Origin of the sequence: Amorphoplanes digitatis (assembly GCF_014205335.1) — a bacterium.
Classification (GTDB): domain Bacteria; phylum Actinomycetota; class Actinomycetes; order Mycobacteriales; family Micromonosporaceae; genus Actinoplanes; species Actinoplanes digitatus.
Map to the genome: position 1 here is coordinate 285335 of NZ_JACHNH010000001.1, position 18183 is coordinate 303517.

Here is an 18183-nt window from a genome sequence, read left to right on the forward strand (position 1 = left end):
TTAACGGTGACTCAAGTTACTAACCAGTATTCCGTAACAGGTCTGTCATGTGATGTTCTAAAGAGCGGTGTTGTTCAAGGCCGCTAAGGTATGAACGTGCAGACGGCCGTCCAGTGATTCGACTACCGCTGGTCCGACAGGGACCCCTGCGTGCGCTCGCCATCCGGCTCGCCGCCGCCATCACCCTCGTTTTGCTCACCGTCGGCGTCATCTACCTCGACCGCGACGGCTACCGGGACGTCAACGGGGACGGGCTGACGCTGCTCGACTGCTTCTACTACGCGGTCGTCTCGCTCTCCACGACCGGCTACGGCGACATCACGCCCGTGACGCCGGACGCCCGGCTCATGAACATTGTGTTCATCACACCGGCCCGCGTGCTCTTCCTGATCATCCTCGTCGGCACGACCCTGGAAGTGCTGACGGACCAGTACCGGAACAGCCTCAGGGTCACCCGGTGGAGGCGAAAATTGAAGGACCACGTCATCGTCTGCGGCTACGGGACCAAGGGCCGGGCCGCGGTCAGCGCGCTGCTGGAGACCGGCTACGACAAGTCCCGCATCATCATCGTGGAGGGCCGTGACGCCGCGCTGCGCCAGGCCGCCGCGAACGGCCTGGTCGCGATCGAGGGCAACGCCACCCGCTCGGCCGTGCTCGAGGAGGCCGACGTCAGGAAGGCCAAGGCGGTCATCATCGCCACCGACACCGACGAGGCGTCCGTGCTCATCAGCCTGACCGTGCGGCAGCTGACCGCCGGTCAGGTCCGGATCATCGCGGCGGTCCGGGAACAGGAGAACGCCGCCCTGCTCAAGCAGAGCGGCGCACACCACGTCATCGTGTCGTCCTCGACGGCCGGCCGGCTACTGGGCCTGACCACCACCACGCCGCCGCTGATCGACGTCGTCGAGGACCTGCTCACGCCGGGCCAGGGCATGGCGCTGGCGATGCGCTCCGCCGAGCGGGCGGAGGTCGGCCGCAACCCCCGCGAGCTACAGACCCTCGTCGTGGCCCTGATCCGGCGCGGCAAGGTGGTGCCGCTCGGCGGCGAGCAGTCCATGACCATCGAGACCGGCGACATGCTCGTCTACATCCGCGACGAGGAACACCGCGGCGTCGACCTGCCGGTCTAGGACCCCTACAGGATCGTCCAGGTGTCGCCGGCGTTCAGCAGCTCGCCGAGCATCTGGTCGGGCGTCCCGGTGACCTGGGCCTTGGCGTCCTCGAGCTGCTTCTGGATCAGCTCGTCGTAGGACGGGCGCTGGACGTTGCGGAACACGCCGATCGGGGTCGTGCCCAGGTCCGATCCGGACAGCCGGCTCAGCGCGAACGCGTAGGCCGGGTCGTCGACCGTCGCGTCGTGCACCACCGGCGTCTCGCCGCCGAGGTCGGCGCTGTCGCGCACCGACAGGCCGAAGCCGCCGGCCGGGTGCACGACCGAGAACTGGCCCTGCGCGCCGAAGGTGATCGGCTGGCCGTGCTCCAGGCGGATCAGGTGGTCGTCGCGGGTGTCCGAGTCCTTGAGCAGCTCGAAGGCGCCGTCGTTGAAGATGTTGCAGTTCTGGTAGATCTCCACGAAGGCCGAGCCCTCGTGCTCCGCGGCCGCCCGCAGCACCGACTGGAGGTGCTTGCGGTCCGAGTCGATCGTGCGTCCCACGAACGTCGCCTCGGCGCCGAGCGCCAGCGACAGCGGGTTGAACGGCGAGTCCGCCGAGCCCGCCGGCGTCGACTTGGTGATCTTGCCGAGCTCGGAGGTCGGCGAGTACTGGCCCTTGGTCAGGCCGTAGATCCGGTTGTTGAACAGCAGGATCTTGAGGTTGACGTTGCGGCGCAGTGCGTGGATCAGGTGGTTGCCGCCGATCGAGAGCGCGTCTCCGTCGCCGGTGACGACCCAGACCGACAGGTCGGGGCGGGACGCGGACAGCCCGGTCGCGATCGCCGGCGCGCGGCCGTGGATCGAGTGCATCCCGTAGGTGTTCATGTAGTACGGGAAGCGCGAGGAGCAGCCGATGCCGGACACGAAGACCGTGTTCTCCCGGGGGATGCCCAGCTCCGGCATGAACTGCTGCACCGCCGCCAGGATCGCGTAGTCACCGCAGCCGGGGCACCAGCGGACCTCCTGGTCGGACTTGAAGTCCTTGGCGGTGAGCTGCACCGGGGTGAGCCCCAGGTTGCGGTGGTTCAGGGTCGGGCTAGCCATTCTTGACCACGTCCTCAAGCATGTTCTCCAGCGTCGCGGCCGTGAAAGGCAGGCCGCTGACCTGGTTGAAGGGAACCGCGTCGACCAGGTACCTGGCCCGGATGACGTGGGCGAGCTGGCCCAGGTTCATCTCCGGGATGATCACCTTGTCGTATGCCTTGAGCACCTCGCCCAGGTTGGCCGGCAGCGGCGACAGGTGCCGCAGGTGCGCCTGCGCGATCGGCAGGCCGCGCTGGCGCAGCGACCGGCAGGCGGCGCCGATCGGGCCGTAGGTGGAGCCCCAGCCCAGCACGAGCACGCGGGCGACCTCGTCCGGGTCCTCGATCTCGACGTCCGGCACCGGGATCGACTCGATGCGCTCCGCCCGGATCCGGACCATGAGCTCGTGGTTGGCCGGGTCGTACGAGATGTCGCCGGTCTTGTCGGCCTTCTCCAGGCCGCCGATCCGGTGCTCAAGGCCCGGCGTGCCCGGGATCGCCCACGGCCGCGCCAGGGTCTCCGGGTCGCGCAGGTACGGCAGAAAGCGCCCGTCCTCACCGTTCGGCTCGGTGGTGAAGTCGACCGAGATGTCCGGCAGGTCGTAGACGTCGGGCAGCAGCCACGGCTCGGAGCCGTTGGCCACGTAGTTGTCCGACAGCAGGATCACCGGGGTGCGGTACTTCAGGGCGATCCGGGCCGCCTCGATCGCGGCGTGGAAGCAGTCCGACGGCGACCTCGGTGCGATCACCGCGAGCGGCGCCTCGCCGTGCCGGCCGTAGAGCGCCATGTTGAGGTCGGCCTGCTCGGTCTTTGTCGGCATGCCCGTCGACGGGCCGGCCCGCTGCACGTCGATGATGACCAGCGGGAGCTCGAGCGCGATCGCCAGCGAGATCGTCTCGCCCTTGAGCGCGACGCCGGGGCCCGAGGTAGTGGTGACGCCGAGCGCGCCGCCGTACGCGGCGCCGACGGCCGCGCCGATCGCGGCGATCTCGTCCTCGGCCTGCATCGTGGTGATGCCGAACCGCTTGTGCTTCGACAGCTCGTGCAGGATGTCCGACGCCGGGGTGATCGGGTAGGCGCCCAGGAAGACCGGCAGCTTCGCGCGCACGCCCGCGGCGACCAGGCCCAGCGCCAGCGCGGCGTTGCCGGTGATGTTGCGGTAGGTGCCCGGCAGCATCTTGGCCGGCTTGACCTCGTAGCGCACCGAGAAGTCCTCGGTCGTCTCGCCGAAGTTCCAGCCCGCGTTGAAGGCCGCCTTGTTCGCCGCGACCAGGTCCGGGCGCTTGGCGAACTTGCGCTCCAGGAACCGGATCGTCGACTCGAACGGGCGCGAGTACATCCAGCTCAGCAGGCCGAGGGCGAACATGTTCTTGGCGCGCTCGGCGTCCTTCTTCGCCACGCCCAGCTCGGCGAGTGCCCCGATGGTCATCGAGGTCAGCGCCACCGGGTGCAGGGCGTAGTCGTCCAGCGAGCCGTCCTCGAGCGGGCTCACCGGGTAGCCGACCTTGGTCAGGTTGCGCCGGGTGAACTCGTCGGTGTTCACGATGATGTCCGCGCCGGTCGGCAGGTCGGCCAGGTTCGCCTTCAGGGCCGCCGGGTTCATCGCCACCAGCACGTTCGGCGAGTCGCCCGGCGTGAGGATGTCGTAATCGGCGAAGTGCACCTGAAAGCTCGAGACGCCCGGCAGGGTGCCCGCTGGTGCCCGGATCTCGGCCGGGAAGTTGGGCAACGTCGAGATGTCGTTGCCCAGCTGGGCGGTCTCGGACGTAAACCGGTCGCCGGTGAGCTGCATACCGTCACCAGAGTCGCCGGCGAACCGGATGACCACGCGATCGAGCTGCTCGACACGCTTCGCGGGAACGGCCACGTTCCAACCTCCTGAGGGAGCCGGCCGGCGGGTACGCACGTCGATGAGCCGGCCCGCAATAGTCACTTCCAGCCTACGTCGGCGCTCCTTACCACTGCGGGTACGGGCGCTTGTCCGACTTCAGACCGTTGACCACAGTAGCCAGGCAAGGCTTGCCTGGGCCAACCGAGTCCACCCTTCGGTTCGCTAGGCTGCGCCCGTGGACGGGTATTTGGGTTCGTACGCGACGCTCGGGCTGCTCCTGGGCGCCGGTGTGCTCGTCTTCGTCGGAGCGTTCGGCGCGAACAGGCTGCTCAGGCCCGCTAACCCGGCCGAGCCGGCGGGTAAGCGCACGACCTACGAGAGCGGCGTCGACCCGGTCGGCGGTGACTGGGCGCAGGCGAAGATTCGTTATTATGTCTATGCGTACCTTTATGTGCTCTTCGCCGTCGAGGCCGTGTTTCTCTTCCCGTGGGCGGTCGTCTTCGACCGGCCCGGCTTCGGCCTGGTGACGGCCGTCGAGATGGCCGTCTTCGTGGCGGTTCTGGCGCTGGGCATCGCCTATGCCTGGCGCAAGAAGATCCTTACCTGGACCTGACGCCCCTCGATCGAGCGGGGCGATCGCCCGCCTGCGGGGTGGCGGGCTCGCCACGCCGCAGCGGTCGTGCCACGATCGTGCCCATGGGTCAGCTTCTCCTCTTCATCGTCGTGGCTCTCGTGGTCGCGGCGATCGTCTTCGGTGTGACCGTCATGGTGAGCGGTGGCGACTCCGGATTGACGCCGGTCGAACCCGACGGCAGGTCCCTGCCGCTGCCCGGCGACCGGCCGCTCGGCGAGGAGGACATCTTGCGTACCAGGTTCGACACCGCTTTCCGTGGCTACCGGATGGCCCAGGTCGACCAGGCGCTACAGCGGGCCGCCTACGACATCGGCTACAAGGGCGAGCTGATCGGGGTCCTGGAGGCCGAGGTCCTGGCGCTGCGCGAGGGCCGGACCGCCGACGCCGACGTGCTGCGCCGGGCCCGCGAGGCCGCGGTCGCGCCGCCGCCGGCCGCACCGCCCGAGGGCACGCTGCCCGAGACCCCGCCCGCGGCCGACAGGCTGCCGGGCGAGTCGACCGTGCCGGTCGTCGTCGCCGGGCCCGCCGCCGGCGCCGAGGACGCGCCCGAGCGCAAAGCCGGCGACGGGGAGCCGGCGGAGCGCCGATGAGCGAGACCGGGCCGGCCGGCGGCCTCGACGACGCGGCGAGCCCGGGCACCGGCGAGGTCACCGCGACCGTCATCGTCAACGCGCCGGCGCCGCGGGTCTTCGCGGCGTTCATGAACTGGGAGCGGCAGTCCGAGTGGATCCCGTTCACCAAGGTGCGGGTCGTCGAGGGCGACGGCGGCGAGGGCAGCCTGATCGAGGCGATCACCGGTGTCGGCCCCGCCGGGCTCCGCGACGAGATGCGGGTCGTCCGGGTCGACGCGCCGTACGAGCTGCGGGTCGTGCACTGCGGCAAGGTGCTGCGCGGGCCGGGCTCGATGCGCTGCACCGCGATGGGCGGCGACCGGACCCAGGTGGTCATGCACGAGTGGTTCCACCTGCCGCCGGGTGCGGCCGGTCGGCTGGCCTGGCCGGTGCTCTGGCCGGGGTCCAAGCTCAGCCTCAAGGGCGCGCTTAAGAAGTTCGGCCGGCTCGTCGAGGAGGGTCGCCTCCGCTGACTTCGCTGTCGGACCCGCCTCGTACCGTCGTCGCATGACGGATGTGATCGACGGGCCCGGCACCGACGGGTTGGTGATCGGGGCGGACGGGCGCGCCCGGTGCGCGTGGGGCGGCAGCACCCCCGACTACCAGCCCTACCACGACCTCGAGTGGGGCCGGCAGGTCCGCGGCGACGACGCGCTCTTCGAGCGGATGTCGCTCGAGGCGTTCCAGTCCGGGCTCTCCTGGATCACCATTCTGCGTAAGCGGCCGGCCTTCCGGGCCGCGTTCGCGGACTTCTCGATCCCGGCGGTGGCGGCCTTCACCGAGCGGGACGCGGCCCGCCTGATGGCCGACGCCGGCATCGTGCGCAACCGGATGAAGGTCGACGCGACGCTGCACAACGCCCGGGTGGCGGCCGGCCTGCCGGACGGCCTCACGGCGCTGCTCTGGTCGTACGCGCCGGCGCCGCGGCCCCGGCCCGCGACCCGGGCGGACGTCCCGGCGATCACCCCCGAGTCGACCGCGCTGGCCAAGGCCCTGAAGAAGCTCGGCTTCAAGTTCGTCGGCCCGACCACCGCCTACGCCCTGATGCAGGCGACCGGCATGGTGGACGACCACCTCGCCGGTTGCTTCGTGGCGCCGGAGGCACGCTGACCCACCGCTGCGGCGGCCCCAGCGCGCCGCTGAGGGGCCCGCGGGTCCGGGTGGACAGTCGTGGGCATCCGAGTCACTTGCGGACCGTTCCGGCCGTTCTGTGCCGCCGGAAGGCCCGCGCGCGAGTCACCGGCGGGCCGCCGGGCGGCCCGTGATGAGATGGTGCCCATGGCGCAATGGGCGGTGATCATTCCGGCGGATCGATGGGCAACCGAGCGGTTGTTCCATCACGACTCCCTGACCGTGGCGGGCCTAGCGGGCGTGCAGCCGGCGGCCGGCGACGAGGTGCTCCTCGTGGCCGGCGAGGAGACGCCCCAGGTGGTGGCGCTCGGCGCGGTCGAGGCGGCGCCGGCGCGGCGGGGCGCTCACGGTGTACCCGAGCTGGTGGTCAACTACACCCGCCGCTCGTTCGACGAGCCGGTGCCGGCCGACGAGCTCAAGCTCGCCGAGCCGGTCGCCCAGGTCGACGAGGAGCTGTACCGGCGGCTCGCCGCCAGGCTCGGCGGCCAGAGCGACCGGCGCACCTGGCTGGTCAGCCTGGACCTGCCGATCGAGGCGGCGACGCCGGCCGAGGCGGTGCGCCAGTTCTGGTCGTACGTGGTGGAGCTCGGGCCGGCGGAGCTGCCGACGTTCGTCTCGCCGTCCGGCGACGAGCTGGCCATGCAGGCGTTCGTGCTGGGCGAGGAGGCCAACCTCGACCCGGAGGAGGACGAGGAAGACGACTGACGCACAGCGGGCCCGGAGCTGAACAGCTCCGGGCCCGCCGCGTGTCGATCCGAGGGGGTCAGCCGCCCAGGCTGGCCGCCGCCGAGGCGATCGTCGAGGCGAAGAAGCTCACCTGCGTGTACACGCCGGGCTTGTTCGGCCGGGCGCAGCCGTCGCCCCAGCTGACGATGCCGACCTGCACCCAGGCGTTGGACGCGTTGCGGCGGAACATCGGGCCACCGGAGTCGCCCTGGCAGGTGTCGACGCCACCGGCCGCGTAGCCGGCGCAGATCTCGTTGCTGGCGATGATCTGGCCGTTGTACATCGAGCTCGAGTTGCACGTGGCGTCGCTGACGAACGGCACCGTCGCCTTGCGCAGGTAGCGCTGCTGCCCACCGCCCTCGCTCGCCGCACCCCAGCCGGCGATCGTGAACGTGCCCGTGTCGTACGCCGTGGTCGTGGCGATCGGCAGCGTCGCGTAGCCGGTGACGGGGCTGGCCAGGCGGATCAGCGCCCAGTCCTTGCCGTTGCCGTTGTAGCCGGGAGCCCGGTAGACGTAGTTCGACTTACGGGTGACCCTGCTCGACGACTGGAGGTCGACGACCCCGATCGTCGCGGTGATCGACGTGTTGGTGCCGGTGCCGCTCACACAGTGCGCGGCCGTCAGCACCAGGGTCGAGCTGTACAGCGCGCCGCCGCAGCCCATCGACAGGCGGACCATGAACGGGAACTCGCCCTGCGTCGCCGTGGTACCGCCGACGACCTGCTGCGGGCCGTCGTCGGCCGCTGACGCGGGCGAGGCCTGCATCAGGGTGCCCATCGAGGCCACCGTGAGTGCGGCGGCCGCCGCACCCAGGAATCTGCGCCACCTTGCCATCCAGACCTCCCCAAGCCGAAGGTGCGCCCGGGGGGCGCACTGCTTCTTGATGGGTGAGAGTCAAACATTCACTGGCATGTATGGGCTATCCCGAAATACTCATACCGCGGGCTATATCCGGCCGCAAGAATCACCGTCCGTCGAAGACCGGCTTCTGCTTGGCCACGAACGCGGTCACCGCGGCCTTGTGGTCGGCGGTCGAGCCGCAGATCGCCTGGGCCTGCGCCTCGGCGGCCAGCGCGTCCGACAGCGAGCCCGCCGTGCCGATGGAGAGCTCGCGCTTGATCGCGGCGTACGCCACCGTCGGACCGGCGGCGAGGCGGGCGGCGAACTCCTGCGCGGCCGGCAGCACCTGGTCGTCGTCCTCGAGCAGTTTGGTGAGCAGGCCGTAGTCGAGGCTCTCCTGCGCGCGTACGGGCTGGGCGAGCAGCAGGAGCTCCAGGGCCCGGGCGCGGCCGACCAGGTGCGGCAGCGACCAGGAGATGCCGGTGTCGCCGGCCAGGCCGACGTTCGCGAACGCCATCAGGAACGTGGTGCGCGGGCCGCCGATCCGGAAGTCGGCGAGCAGCGCCAGCGAGGCGCCGGCGCCGGCGGCGGTGCCGCGTACCGCCGCGACGACGGGCTTGGGCAGGCTGGCCAGCCGCTGCGCGATCGGGTTGTAGTGCTGCCGCACGGTGTCCAGCTCGGTCGCGCCCCGCTCCAGCTCGCGTGCGTGCTCCCGCAGATCCTGGCCGACGCAGAAGGCGTTGCCCGCGCCCGCGAGCACGACGGCCCGGACGGACTTGTCCACCTCGATCGAGGCCAGGGTGTCGCGCAGCGCCTCCTTGAGGTCGTTGTCCAGGGCGTTCATCGCGTCGGGGCGGTTCAGGGTGAGGGTCACCACGGCGTCGGTGCGGTCTACGAGAAGCGACTCTGCCTTCAGTCCGGTCATGGGCGGCGGGTGGGGCGGTTGGATGGCGGTCATGGGTCAGAGAATCCCACACGGCCGCCGCGCGATGCCGAGGCCAGGCAGCGCTCGACGAAGCGGTCGGCCGCCGGGCGCAGCCGGTTGGCGTGCCGGTCGAAGAACGTGGCGGCGCTGGAGCCGGGCCACCGGGAGGGCAGCAGGGACGCCGGCAGCTGCGGATCGCGGAAGAGGAACGCGCGCCAGGCGTGCACGAACTGGAAGCGGGCCGCGTACGCCTCCTCGTCGGTGCTGCGGGCGCCGATCGCGGTGACGATCGGGCGCTGCGTCGTGACGAAGTCCTCGTACGCCTTGCCGATCTCGGCCAGGTTCCAGGCACGCCCGACCACCTCGGCCGCGCCCGTCGAGCCCGCCGCGTGTCCGGCGCTGAACCGCTCGTAGCCGACCCCGGCATCGGCGAGCACCGCGTCGATCTCGTCCGCGGCGCGCGGCGCGACCCATACCAGTTCGCTCAACATGCCGTAGCCCAGAAAAGTCAGGCGTTTGCCTTCCTTGCGGGGCACCGGGGCGTGCGTCAGCACCAGATCGAAGCGCCCGTCCCAGCCGTTTCGCCCGGTCCGGTAGATCCGGGACGACGCCTCGTCGAGGCGGCGCGCGGCCTTCGGCGTCAGCAGGTAGCCCGGTCCGGAGACCAGTCGCATAGGGTGCAGCCAGCCCTGACGCACCATTCGGGACACCGCGGTACGCACCGCGGGCGGCGCGATCCCCACCGGCGCGAGCAGTTTGACGAGGGCCGAGACCGGCGCTCGGCCGCCTCTCGGGCGTAGATAGTCGCCGTAGAGGTCGAAGAGTGCCGACCGCGCCTGCATGACCGCACATTGTGACAGCAGGAAAGACGATATGCTAGACGCTGTCACATCCGCCCGGGCTGGGTTTGGGATCGCCGGTGTTCATCAGGGAAAATGTTTGATCGGCACGGTGGGCCACGTCGTGTGACGTTGGACGAGGCCCGCAGCGCTACGGTCTCGGGTCGGTCCAGCGGGGGCGACTCCGCCGGTCGGAAACGAGGAACGGCGCCCCGTGGGGCTGAGCACGGGACGTTGACGAAGTGGCTGTGGGGCAACCCACCGACCCTGATGTAGGTCTGAGGGGAGACAAGATGGCGGCGATGAAGCCGCGGACGGGCGATGGTCCGCTGGAGGTCACCAAGGAAGGGCGCGGCATCGTCATGCGCGTCCCGCTGGAGGGTGGTGGCCGTCTCGTCGTTGAGATGACTCCGGACGAGGCCAACGCGCTTGGTGACGCGTTGAAGGCGATCGCCGGCTGACGTTTCACGTGGCCCGCCGGTACGGTACCTGCCGCACCGGCGGGCTTTCCACGTCCTGAGGAAAGGTCATCCTCCAGTGTTCGCGATCCGCCTGTCAGGCGACGAGAGCCCCGGCACCCGGGTGCTGCCGGTCGACGGCTCCGGCGTGCTCGCCGGCGGCGACGAGGAGACCGCCGAACTCGTGCGCACCGCCGAAGACGCAGGTAGGGCCGGTGCCGTACAGGTGCTGCCGCGCCCGCTGCGCACCCCCGCGAGGCTCCTGCTGGCCGGCGTCGGCGCCGCCGACGAGGGCGGCTGGCGCGCCGCCGGCGCGGCCGTCGCCCGCACCGCGAGCGGCGACGAGCCGCTCGACGTGCTGCTGCCCGACCGGATCACGCCCGCCGCCGTCCGCGGCCTCGCCGAGGGACTCTGGCTGGGCGGCTACCGCTTCCGCGAGGCACCGAAACCGCCACGCTCGGCGACGGTCACCCTCAGGACCGAAGACGCCACCGCGTACGCGGAGAGCCTCGAGACCGCCCGGGTGACCGCCGCGGCGACCTGGCTCGCCCGCGACCTGACCAACACGCCCTCGGCGGTGAAGAACCCGGCCTGGTTCGCCGGGCAGGTCGTCGCCGAGGCCGCGACACGCCCGGGCGTGCAGGTCACCGTGCGCGGGCCGGAGCAGCTCGCCGCCGAGGGCTTCGGGGGCATCCTCGCGGTCGGCGGCGGCTCGGCCACGCCGCCGCGGCTCGTCGAACTGGCCTGGAACCCGCCCGGCGCGACCCGCCACGTGGTACTCGTCGGCAAGGGCATCACGTTCGACACCGGCGGCATCTCCATCAAGAGCGTCGACGGCATGAAGCTGATGAGGAAGGACATGGCCGGCGCGGCGGCCGTCATCGCGGCGACCCTGGCCGCCGCGGACCTGAACCTCGGTGTACGCATCACCGCGCTCGCGCCGCTGGCGGAGAACGCGGTCAGCGGCGCGGCGTTCCGCCCGGGCGACGTCATCACCCAGTGGGACGGCGCGACCACCGAGTCGACGAACTCGGACGCCGAGGGCCGCCTGGTGCTCGCCGACGCGCTCGGCTACGCGGTCGCCGAGCTGAACCCCGACGTCGTGATCGACCTGGCCACGCTCACCGGCGCCAACTCGGTCGCGCTCGGCAAGCGCACGGCCGCCCTCTACAGCCAGGACGACGGCCTGGCCGGCGACCTGGCCGCGGCGGGCGAGGCCGCGGGCGAGCAGATGTGGCGGCTGCCGCTGCCCGACGACTACGTCCAGTACCTGGACAGCGAGATCGCCGACCGGCACAGCTCGCCGACACAGGGCGCGGGCTCGGTGGTCGCGGCGCTGTTCCTGCGCGAGTTCCTCGGCGACCGCACGGACCGCTGGGCGCACCTCGACATGTCGGCGCCCAGCTGGGCGGAGAAGGACGACGCCGACCTGACCAAGGGCGCCACCGGCTGGGGCGTCCGCACCCTGTTGCGCTGGCTAGCGCTTCACGGCGGCTAGCAGGCCGGCGGCGGTGGGTATCAGGGCGGGTGTCCAGTCCTCGGAGTCGCGGAGGGCCTTGACCGTCTCGCGGATCGTGATGGTGTCCACGTCGCGGGCGGCCGGATCGCTGATGCGGCCGCCGGCCAGGGCGCCGTTCACGATCAGTATTCCGCCGGGCCGCAGCAGGCGGAGCGCGGCCTCGGCGCACGCGCCGAACTCGGTGGCGTCCGCGTCCACGAAGATCAGGTCGTAGGCGCCGTCGGCGAGGCGGGGCAGCACGTCCAGCGCGCGGCCGGTGATGATCCGGGTGCGGGACGCCGCGAAGCCCGCCTCCTGGAAGATCCGGCGGGCGATGCGCTGGTGCTCGTTCTCCACGTCGATCGTCGTCAGCACCCCGTCGGCCCGCATGCCACGCAGCAGCCAGACGCCGCTGACCCCCGTACCGGTGCCGATCTCGACCACCGCCTTGGCGCTGCCCGCCGCGGCGAGCAGGCTGAGCACGGAGCCCGCGCCGGGTGTCACGGCCGCGAGGCCGACCTCCACGGCGAGGCTGCGCGCGGTTTGCAGGACGATGTCCTCGGCGATGTAGGTCTCGGCGAACCGCATCGACTGCGCGGTAGGTGCCCCGGGGGATCGGGCTTCGGTGACGATGACGACCTCCTTCTGGCTAAGTGGATGAGCGGTCCGGAACCGGTGCACATCGGGTATGAGCGTAGAGCGGTGCCCACCGTTCGCGCATCGGGGACTTCGGCGCCGAAAAGCGGCGACCCGCAGTCGAGGCCCGACTCACCGGATGATCGCCGCCGATCCGTGTCATCCTGGACGCGGAGCCCGCGGTTCCAGTACGACGAGTGGAGGCATCGACGTGACCGACGGCTGGAACTGGCGCCAGCCTCAACCGCCGCCGCCCGCCACATCCGGAGCGCCGGCGGGTTCGCCGTGGTGGTCCGACGCACTGGCCGATCCGTGGCGGGACCCGTATGCGCCGGCGGCCGTTGTCGTGCCGACCGCGCCGGTGAGCACCGGCCCGCAGCCCGAGCCGGTCGCCGACCCGAACGCGCCGCGCCGGTCGTTGGCGCCGATCATGCTGATATGCCTGGTCACGGCCCTGCTGGCCGGGGGCCTCGGCGGCACGCTCGGCTATGTCTTCGCCACGCACAGCGGGGTCGGCGGCGGCACCCAGCTCGGCGGAGCGCCCCTGGCCGCCCCGTCGGCGGCGCAGCGGCCGCCCGACTCGATGGCCGGCGTCGCCGACCAGGTGATGCCCAGCGTGGTCACGGTCCGGGTCACCGGCGCGATCGGTTCCGGCTTCGTCGTGTCCCCGGACGGCTACGTGATCACCAACGACCACGTCGTCGAGGGCTCGGACGGCACCATGTCGGTGTCGTTCAGCGACGGCTCGTCGACGTCGGCGACGGTGGTCGGCCGCGATCCCGAGTCCGACATCGCGGTGATCAAAGTCGCAAAGAAGAACCTGACCGTCGTGCGGCTCGGCGACTCCGACTCGATCGCGGTCGGCGACCCGGTGCTGGCGTTCGGCTCGCCCCTTGCCCTGGTCAACACGGTCACCCAGGGCATCGTCAGCGCCCTGGACCGCACCATCCAGGCCGGCGACCCGGGCGGCACCGTCCGCTACTACGCGGCGATACAGACCGACGCGGCCGTCAACCAGGGCAACTCCGGTGGCCCGCTGGTCGACGCCGCCGGCCGGGTGGTCGGGGTGAACTCGGTGATCCGCTCCGTCGGCGGCAGCGACACCGAGGCGGGCAACATCGGCCTCGCCTTCGCCATCCCGATAAACCAGGCCAAGCGGGTCGCCAAGGACATCATCGACTTCGGCAAGGCCCGGCGCACGGTGATCGGCGCCGAGGTCTCCACCAGCGGCGCCGGCGGGTCGACGGGCGCGTCCGGCGCCCGGCTGCGCTCGGTCGGGCAGGGCGGCCCGGCGGCGATCGCGGGCCTGAAGTCCGGCGACGTCATCACCAAGATCGACGGGCACCCGCTGGAGGACGGCGCGGACCTGATCGCCCTGGTCCGCAAGTACGCGCCCGCCTCGGTCGTGGCGGTCGAATACCGCCGCGGCACGAAGATTCAGACGGCGTCGGTGACCCTGGCGGCCGACGCGAAGTGAGTTGCCCTCATGGGCGGGCGACGTCGCACAGGGAACGTGCGTAGTCTTGCCCGCGTACGGGACGAGGGAGGCCGGCCGTGTTCGAGAACCTGAACTGGTGGGAGATCGGCGGGCTGCTCATGCTCGCCCTGCTGATCTTCGGTGAGCGGCTGCCGAAGGTGATCGGCGACGGCCTGCGGATGCTGCGCGGCCTGCGGTCGATGGCGCAGAACGCGACCTCCGACCTGAGCCGCGAGCTCGGCACCGACATCCAGCTTCAGGACCTGCACCCGAAGGCCTTCATTCGCAAGCATCTGCTCAGCGAAGAGGACGAGATGGCGATCCGCCAGCCGTTGCAGGGCCTCTTCGACGACGTCAAGAGCGACCTGAACGGCGTGAAGTCGGACCTGGGCGAGGTCGCCGCCGCCGCAGACCCCAACAACCGCGACGGCGCCGGGGTGGACAAGCCCACCCCGGCGCCGAGCAGATTCGACGTAGACGCGACCTGAGCTCTACCGCTTGGCGGTGACCATCAGCCCGAGCGGCTTGCCGACCAGCGACTCGCGCCGGACTGCCAGCCGGTCCGCCACCGCGTCCAGCGCCTTCGCCGCCGGGGAGTCCGGATCGGCCAGCACGACCGGCGTGCCGGCGTCGCCGGCCTCGCGCACCCGGGTGTCCAGCGGGATCTGACCGAGCAGCGGCACCGAGGCGCCGACGGTCTTGGTCAGCGAGTCCGCGACGGTCTGGCCGCCACCGGCGCCGAAGACCTCCATGCGGGAGCCGTCGGGCAGCTCGAGCCAGGACATGTTCTCCACCACACCGACGAGGCGCTGGTGTGTTTGCAGTGCGATCGCGCCGGCGCGCTCGGCCACCTCCGCGGCGGCCATCTGCGGCGTGGTCACGACCAGGATCTCGGCGTTCGGCAGCAGCTGGGCCAGCGAGATCGCCACGTCGCCGGTGCCCGGCGGCAGGTCAAGCAGCAGCACGTCCAGGTCGCCCCAGAAGACGTCGGCGAGGAACTGCTGTAGCGCGCGGTGCAGCATCGGCCCGCGCCAGACGACGGCGGCGTTGCCCGCGGTGAACATGCCGATGGAGATGACCTTCACACCGTGCGACTGCGGCGGCATGATCATGTCCTCGACCCGGGTGGGCCGGCCGTCGACGCCGAGCATCCGGGGCACCGAGTGGCCGTAGATGTCCGCGTCGACCACGCCGACGGACAGGCCGCGCCGGGCGAGGGCCGCGGCCAGGTTGACGGTGACGCTGGACTTGCCGACGCCGCCCTTGCCGCTTGCCACCGCGTACACCCGGGTCTTGGAGCCCGGCTGGGCGAACGGGATGACCGGCTCGGCGGCCTGCGCGCCGCCGCCGCGCAGCGTGGCCTGCAGGGCCTTGCGCTGCTCCTCGGTCATGACGCCGAACTCGATCTCCACGGCGGTGATGCCGGGGATGGCGGTGACCGCCGCGGTGATGTCGTTGGTCAGCTTGTCCTTCAGCGGACAGCCGGCGACCGTGAGCAGCAGCTCGACCTTCACGCCGGTGCCGGCGACGGTGAAGCCCTTGACCATCCCGAGCTCGGTGATGGGCTTGCGGATCTCGGGGTCGTCGACGGTGGCCAGGGCCGCCTGAACGGCGTCCTCGATGGTGGGGGCGGGTGCGGACATGCCGACCATGCTACGTCGGTGTCAGGTCCGCTCCTCCTCCCACTCCTTGCGTTCCAGCTTCTGCCGTCGATGGGCGGCCTCGTCCAGTTCGTCGGCGAGCCGGGCCAGCTCAGAACGCAGGAAGTCGCGGGTGGCGACCTCGCCGACGGCGATCCGCAGCGAGGCGATCTCGCGGGCCAGATATTCCGTGTCGGCCTTCTGCATGGCCGCCCGCCGGCGGTCCTCCTCCATCGTCAGGCGGTCCCGGTCGGCCTGCCGGTTCTGCGCGAGCAGGATCAGCGGCGCGGCGTAGGAGGCCTGCAGGGACAGGACCAGGGTCAGGAACGTGAACGTGTACGGGTCGAAGCGCAGGTCCTTGGGCGCGAGGGTGTTCCAGGCGAACCAGGCGCCGATGACAAGCGTCATGTAAACGATGAACTTGGCCGTGCCCATGTAGCGCGCGATGCTCTCCGACCAGCGGCCGAAGGCCTCGGGGTCGAACCGGGGCAGGCGCACCCGCCCGGGCTCGATGGGCTGGTCCAGCCGATCACGGCGAGGCTCGGTCATGATGCCGCTCCCGGGGTCTGCCGTGTTCCCCACAGGTTCGCTGCGGGCTCGTCGTCATGGGCGTCGCGGTCACGCCAGTCCCGGGGCAGCGAGTGGTCCAGCACGTCGTCGACGGTGACCGCGCCGACCAGCCGGAACGTCCCGTCGACCACCGGCATCGCCACCAGGTCGTAGGTCGCCATCCGTCGGGTGATCTCGGTGAGATTCGTCTCGGGCCGCAGCGGATCGATGTCGTTGTCGACGATGCCGCCCAGCATCGACGAGGGCGGCTCGCGCAGCAGACGCTGGAAGTGGACCATGCCCAGGTACTTGCCGCTGGGCGTCGCGGAGGGTGCCCGGGCCACGAACACCTGCGCCGCGACCACCGGAGACAGCTCCGGTTCGCGGATCCGGGCCAGCGCCTCCGCCACGGTGGCGTCCGGGGTCAGGATGACCGGCTCGGAGGTCATCACGCTGCCGGCCGTGCCGGGGTTGTACTTCATCAGCTGCCGGACCGGTGCCGCCTCCTCGGGCTCCATCAGGTCGAGCAGCACGCTCTGCTCGGTCTTCGGCAGCTCGGCGAGCAGGTCGGCGGCGTCGTCCGGGTCCATCCGCTCGAGCACGTCGGCGGCACGCTCCCGGTTCAGGTGCACGAGGATGTCCACCTGGTCGTGCTCGGGCAGCTCCTCGAGCACGTCGGCGAGCGTCCGGTCGCTGAACGCTGCGGCGACCTCGTTGCGGCGGGCGTCCGGCAGGTCCTGGAGCGCGTTCGCCATGTCCGCGGGGCGCATCTGCTCCAGGAGCGCGACCAGGTTCGACGTGCCCTGGGTGTCCGTCGGCCCGACCAGGCCGCGGATCCGGTCGTAGTCGACCTGGTACGTGTGCCCGCGCCGGGCCAGCCGCCCGGTGTGCTCCCGCACGGCCACCCTGGTGATCAGCCACTCGTTGTTGCGGTTGAGCTCCATGGCGAGGTCGACGACCGTGCCGACCTGGCCATCGCCCTGCCGGTCCTCGGGCTCGACGGTGACCCGGCGGTCGAGGACCTCCTCGAGGACCAGCAGCTCGTTCTGGCGCTTCTCGAAGCGGCGCAGGTTGAGCATGCCGGTGCTCAGGACGACGGCCTCGGCGTCCATGGAGGTGACCCGCCCGATCGGCAGGAAGATCCGCCGGCGCAGCGCCATCTCGGCGACCAGGCCGACGACCTGCGGCGGCCGGTTGGTGGTGCGGAGCCGGATGACGGCGTCGCGGACCCGGCCCACGCGGTCGCCGTTGGGGTCGAAGACGGGCAGCGCCGCGAGCCGCGCTAGGTAAACCCTGCTCCCCATGGTCACGGCACAAGCCTAGGTTAGCGTCGAGCCATGTCGACCGTGGCGTACGAGATCGTGGACGTGTTCACCGACCGCCCCTACGCGGGCAACCCGCTGGCCGTGGTGTTCGGGGCCGAGGCGCTCGCCGGTGACCAGATGCAGCTGATGGCCCGCGAATTCAACCTTGCGGAGACCGTCTTCGTACTGCCGTCCGAGGCCGGCGGTACCTATCGGGCGCGGATCTTCACCCCGGAGACCGAGCTGCCGTTCGCCGGACACCCGAGCATCGGCGCCGCCGTGACCTTGGTGCGGCGCGGCCTTGCCGAAGCCGGGGACATGGTGCAGGAGTGCGGCGCGGGCCTGCTGTCGATCTCCGTGACGCCCGACTCGGCGACCCTGACCGGCGGCACGCCGACCCTCGGCGCCGCGCTGCCCGTCGGCGCGCTGCTCGACCTCGTCGGGCTCGGCGCCGACGACTTCGCGGGCGGATCCGCGCAGCCCGGCCCGGCCGGATGCGGGCTGGAATTCGCCTATCTCCCGGTGCGCCGGGGCGCCCTCGCGCGGGCCTGGGCCGACGCCGAGCGAGGCCGTGCCCTGAAGGTCACCGGGATCAGCGTGTTCGCCTGGGACGCCGAGGCCCGGACCGCCTACGCACGGGTCTTCTGCCCGGGCGTCTCGGTGCCCGAGGACCCGGCGACCGGCTCGGCCGCGCTGGGGCTCGGCGTGTGGCTGGTCGCGAACGGGCTGCTACCCGGCGACCGGACCTCGTCGTACACGGTCCACCAGGGCGTCGAGATGCACCGGCCGTCCCTGCTGCGGTGCACGGTGACGGCCGTTGGCGGCGCGGCGACCGTCGCCGCGGTCAGCGGTCACGTCGTGCCGGTGGCGCGCGGCGAGATCGACGTCCCGCCGTTCATCGGCTGAG

The 18183-nt window shown here is 71.3% G+C and carries 20 protein-coding genes; 11 read left to right on the forward strand and 9 right to left on the reverse strand.

Annotation, left to right across the window (positions count from 1 at the left end):
* Positions 1 to 113 precede the first annotated feature (113 nt).
* Positions 114 to 1130, forward strand: a complete 1017-nt coding sequence (locus BJ971_RS01360; protein WP_184988770.1) for a potassium channel family protein — start codon at positions 114 to 116, stop codon at positions 1128 to 1130.
* Positions 1131 to 1135: 5 nt separating this feature from the next.
* Here the strand turns inward: BJ971_RS01360 and BJ971_RS01365 are convergent, their stop codons facing one another.
* Together BJ971_RS01365 and BJ971_RS01370 are read right to left on the reverse strand one after the other, a co-directional pair.
* Positions 1136 to 2197 (reverse strand): 2-oxoacid:ferredoxin oxidoreductase subunit beta, encoded by a 1062-nt coding sequence (locus BJ971_RS01365; protein WP_184988773.1) that lies wholly within the window; start codon positions 2195 to 2197, stop codon positions 1136 to 1138.
* Positions 2190 to 4043 carry a 2-oxoacid:acceptor oxidoreductase subunit alpha gene (locus BJ971_RS01370; RefSeq protein ID WP_184988777.1) on the reverse strand — a complete coding sequence of 618 codons (1854 nt, stop codon included), beginning with the start codon at positions 4041 to 4043 and terminating at the stop codon, positions 2190 to 2192. The genes BJ971_RS01365 and BJ971_RS01370 overlap by 8 nt, the downstream gene beginning before the upstream one ends.
* A gap of 199 nt (positions 4044 to 4242) precedes the next feature.
* Here BJ971_RS01370 and ndhC point away from each other — a divergent pair, with 199 nt between their 5' ends.
* The 5 genes from ndhC (at position 4243) to BJ971_RS01395 (ending at position 7088) form a co-directional block, all read left to right on the forward strand.
* Positions 4243 to 4620: an NADH-quinone oxidoreductase subunit A gene (gene ndhC, locus BJ971_RS01375; protein ID WP_184988781.1), complete on the forward strand. Its 378-nt coding sequence runs from the start codon at positions 4243 to 4245 to the stop codon at positions 4618 to 4620.
* A gap of 83 nt (positions 4621 to 4703) precedes the next feature.
* Positions 4704 to 5231 carry a DivIVA domain-containing protein gene (locus BJ971_RS01380; RefSeq protein ID WP_239087710.1) on the forward strand — a complete coding sequence of 176 codons (528 nt, stop codon included), beginning with the start codon at positions 4704 to 4706 and terminating at the stop codon, positions 5229 to 5231.
* A complete protein-coding gene (locus BJ971_RS01385; protein ID WP_184988784.1) occupies positions 5228 to 5725 on the forward strand; it encodes an SRPBCC family protein in 498 nt (165 codons plus the stop codon). Before BJ971_RS01380 ends, BJ971_RS01385 begins: the two co-directional genes overlap by 4 nt.
* Before the next feature lie 34 nt (positions 5726 to 5759).
* Entirely contained in the window at positions 5760 to 6362 is a 603-nt protein-coding gene (locus BJ971_RS01390; RefSeq protein ID WP_184988788.1) for a DNA-3-methyladenine glycosylase I, read from the forward strand.
* Positions 6363 to 6530: 168 nt separating this feature from the next.
* A complete protein-coding gene (locus BJ971_RS01395; protein WP_184988791.1) occupies positions 6531 to 7088 on the forward strand; it encodes a hypothetical protein in 558 nt (185 codons plus the stop codon).
* Between the two features lie 58 nt (positions 7089 to 7146).
* On the opposite strand, the gene BJ971_RS01400 is transcribed toward BJ971_RS01395, so the two are convergent.
* From BJ971_RS01400 to BJ971_RS01410, 3 genes are all read right to left on the reverse strand, one after another.
* Positions 7147 to 7944 (reverse strand): S1 family peptidase, encoded by a 798-nt coding sequence (locus BJ971_RS01400; RefSeq protein WP_184988794.1) that lies wholly within the window; start codon positions 7942 to 7944, stop codon positions 7147 to 7149.
* A gap of 130 nt (positions 7945 to 8074) precedes the next feature.
* Positions 8075 to 8875 (reverse strand): enoyl-CoA hydratase-related protein, encoded by an 801-nt coding sequence (locus BJ971_RS01405; protein ID WP_184988797.1) that lies wholly within the window; start codon positions 8873 to 8875, stop codon positions 8075 to 8077.
* 29 nt (positions 8876 to 8904) lie between these two features.
* On the reverse strand, positions 8905 to 9717 hold the full coding sequence (locus BJ971_RS01410) for a PaaX family transcriptional regulator (RefSeq protein ID WP_184988800.1): 813 nt from the start codon (positions 9715 to 9717) through the stop codon (positions 8905 to 8907).
* A 290-nt stretch (positions 9718 to 10007) separates the two neighbouring features.
* Here BJ971_RS01410 and BJ971_RS01415 point away from each other — a divergent pair, with 290 nt between their 5' ends.
* Positions 10008 to 10175, forward strand: a complete 168-nt coding sequence (locus BJ971_RS01415; RefSeq protein WP_015625691.1) for a DUF3117 domain-containing protein — start codon at positions 10008 to 10010, stop codon at positions 10173 to 10175.
* 76 nt (positions 10176 to 10251) lie between these two features.
* Positions 10252 to 11670, forward strand: a complete 1419-nt coding sequence (locus BJ971_RS01420; protein ID WP_184988803.1) for a leucyl aminopeptidase family protein — start codon at positions 10252 to 10254, stop codon at positions 11668 to 11670.
* On the opposite strand, the gene BJ971_RS01425 is transcribed toward BJ971_RS01420, so the two are convergent.
* Positions 11650 to 12237 (reverse strand): O-methyltransferase, encoded by a 588-nt coding sequence (locus BJ971_RS01425; protein ID WP_203709550.1) that lies wholly within the window; start codon positions 12235 to 12237, stop codon positions 11650 to 11652. The two genes, BJ971_RS01420 and BJ971_RS01425, sit on opposite strands and share 21 nt — an antisense overlap.
* A 280-nt stretch (positions 12238 to 12517) precedes the next feature.
* Between BJ971_RS01425 and BJ971_RS01430 the strand changes: the two genes are divergently transcribed.
* Together BJ971_RS01430 and BJ971_RS01435 are read left to right on the forward strand one after the other, a co-directional pair.
* Positions 12518 to 13783 carry a S1C family serine protease gene (locus BJ971_RS01430; RefSeq protein WP_377884653.1) on the forward strand — a complete coding sequence of 422 codons (1266 nt, stop codon included), beginning with the start codon at positions 12518 to 12520 and terminating at the stop codon, positions 13781 to 13783.
* A 77-nt stretch (positions 13784 to 13860) separates the two neighbouring features.
* On the forward strand, positions 13861 to 14271 hold the full coding sequence (locus BJ971_RS01435; RefSeq protein WP_184988812.1) for a twin-arginine translocase TatA/TatE family subunit: 411 nt from the start codon (positions 13861 to 13863) through the stop codon (positions 14269 to 14271).
* A gap of 3 nt (positions 14272 to 14274) precedes the next feature.
* On the opposite strand, the gene BJ971_RS01440 is transcribed toward BJ971_RS01435, so the two are convergent.
* From BJ971_RS01440 to BJ971_RS01450, 3 genes are read right to left on the reverse strand one after another with little or no spacing between them, the layout of a single operon-like run.
* Entirely contained in the window at positions 14275 to 15426 is a 1152-nt protein-coding gene (locus BJ971_RS01440; RefSeq protein WP_184988814.1) for an Mrp/NBP35 family ATP-binding protein, read from the reverse strand.
* 21 nt (positions 15427 to 15447) lie between these two features.
* Entirely contained in the window at positions 15448 to 15972 is a 525-nt protein-coding gene (locus BJ971_RS01445) for a DUF1003 domain-containing protein (RefSeq protein WP_184988817.1), read from the reverse strand.
* Positions 15969 to 17276, reverse strand: a complete 1308-nt coding sequence (locus BJ971_RS01450; RefSeq protein ID WP_221479014.1) for a magnesium transporter MgtE N-terminal domain-containing protein — start codon at positions 17274 to 17276, stop codon at positions 15969 to 15971. Before BJ971_RS01450 ends, BJ971_RS01445 begins: the two co-directional genes overlap by 4 nt.
* Before the next feature lie 33 nt (positions 17277 to 17309).
* On the opposite strand from BJ971_RS01450, the gene BJ971_RS01455 reads away from it, so the two are divergent.
* Entirely contained in the window at positions 17310 to 18182 is an 873-nt protein-coding gene (locus BJ971_RS01455; RefSeq protein ID WP_184988823.1) for a PhzF family phenazine biosynthesis protein, read from the forward strand.
* Position 18183 lies beyond the last annotated feature (1 nt).

What these genes read in the sequence shown, in the direction of transcription:
- BJ971_RS01365 (WP_184988773.1), bottom strand. Translation starts at nt 2,197, where the DNA reads ATGGCTAGCCCGACCCTGAACCACCGCAACCTGGGGCTCACCCCGGTG.
- BJ971_RS01380 (WP_239087710.1), top strand. Translation starts at nt 4,704, where the DNA reads ATGGGTCAGCTTCTCCTCTTCATCGTCGTGGCTCTCGTGGTCGCGGCG.
- BJ971_RS01385 (WP_184988784.1), top strand. Translation starts at nt 5,228, where the DNA reads ATGAGCGAGACCGGGCCGGCCGGCGGCCTCGACGACGCGGCGAGCCCG.
- BJ971_RS01390 (WP_184988788.1), top strand. Translation starts at nt 5,760, where the DNA reads ATGACGGATGTGATCGACGGGCCCGGCACCGACGGGTTGGTGATCGGG.
- BJ971_RS01395 (WP_184988791.1), top strand. Translation starts at nt 6,531, where the DNA reads ATGGCGCAATGGGCGGTGATCATTCCGGCGGATCGATGGGCAACCGAG.
- BJ971_RS01400 (WP_184988794.1), bottom strand. Translation starts at nt 7,944, where the DNA reads ATGGCAAGGTGGCGCAGATTCCTGGGTGCGGCGGCCGCCGCACTCACG.
- BJ971_RS01405 (WP_184988797.1), bottom strand. Translation starts at nt 8,875, where the DNA reads ATGACCGGACTGAAGGCAGAGTCGCTTCTCGTAGACCGCACCGACGCC.
- BJ971_RS01410 (WP_184988800.1), bottom strand. Translation starts at nt 9,717, where the DNA reads ATGCAGGCGCGGTCGGCACTCTTCGACCTCTACGGCGACTATCTACGC.
- BJ971_RS01415 (WP_015625691.1), top strand. Translation starts at nt 10,008, where the DNA reads ATGGCGGCGATGAAGCCGCGGACGGGCGATGGTCCGCTGGAGGTCACC.
- BJ971_RS01440 (WP_184988814.1), bottom strand. Translation starts at nt 15,426, where the DNA reads ATGTCCGCACCCGCCCCCACCATCGAGGACGCCGTTCAGGCGGCCCTG.
- BJ971_RS01445 (WP_184988817.1), bottom strand. Translation starts at nt 15,972, where the DNA reads ATGACCGAGCCTCGCCGTGATCGGCTGGACCAGCCCATCGAGCCCGGG.
- BJ971_RS01450 (WP_221479014.1), bottom strand. Translation starts at nt 17,276, where the DNA reads ATGGGGAGCAGGGTTTACCTAGCGCGGCTCGCGGCGCTGCCCGTCTTC.
- BJ971_RS01455 (WP_184988823.1), top strand. Translation starts at nt 17,310, where the DNA reads ATGTCGACCGTGGCGTACGAGATCGTGGACGTGTTCACCGACCGCCCC.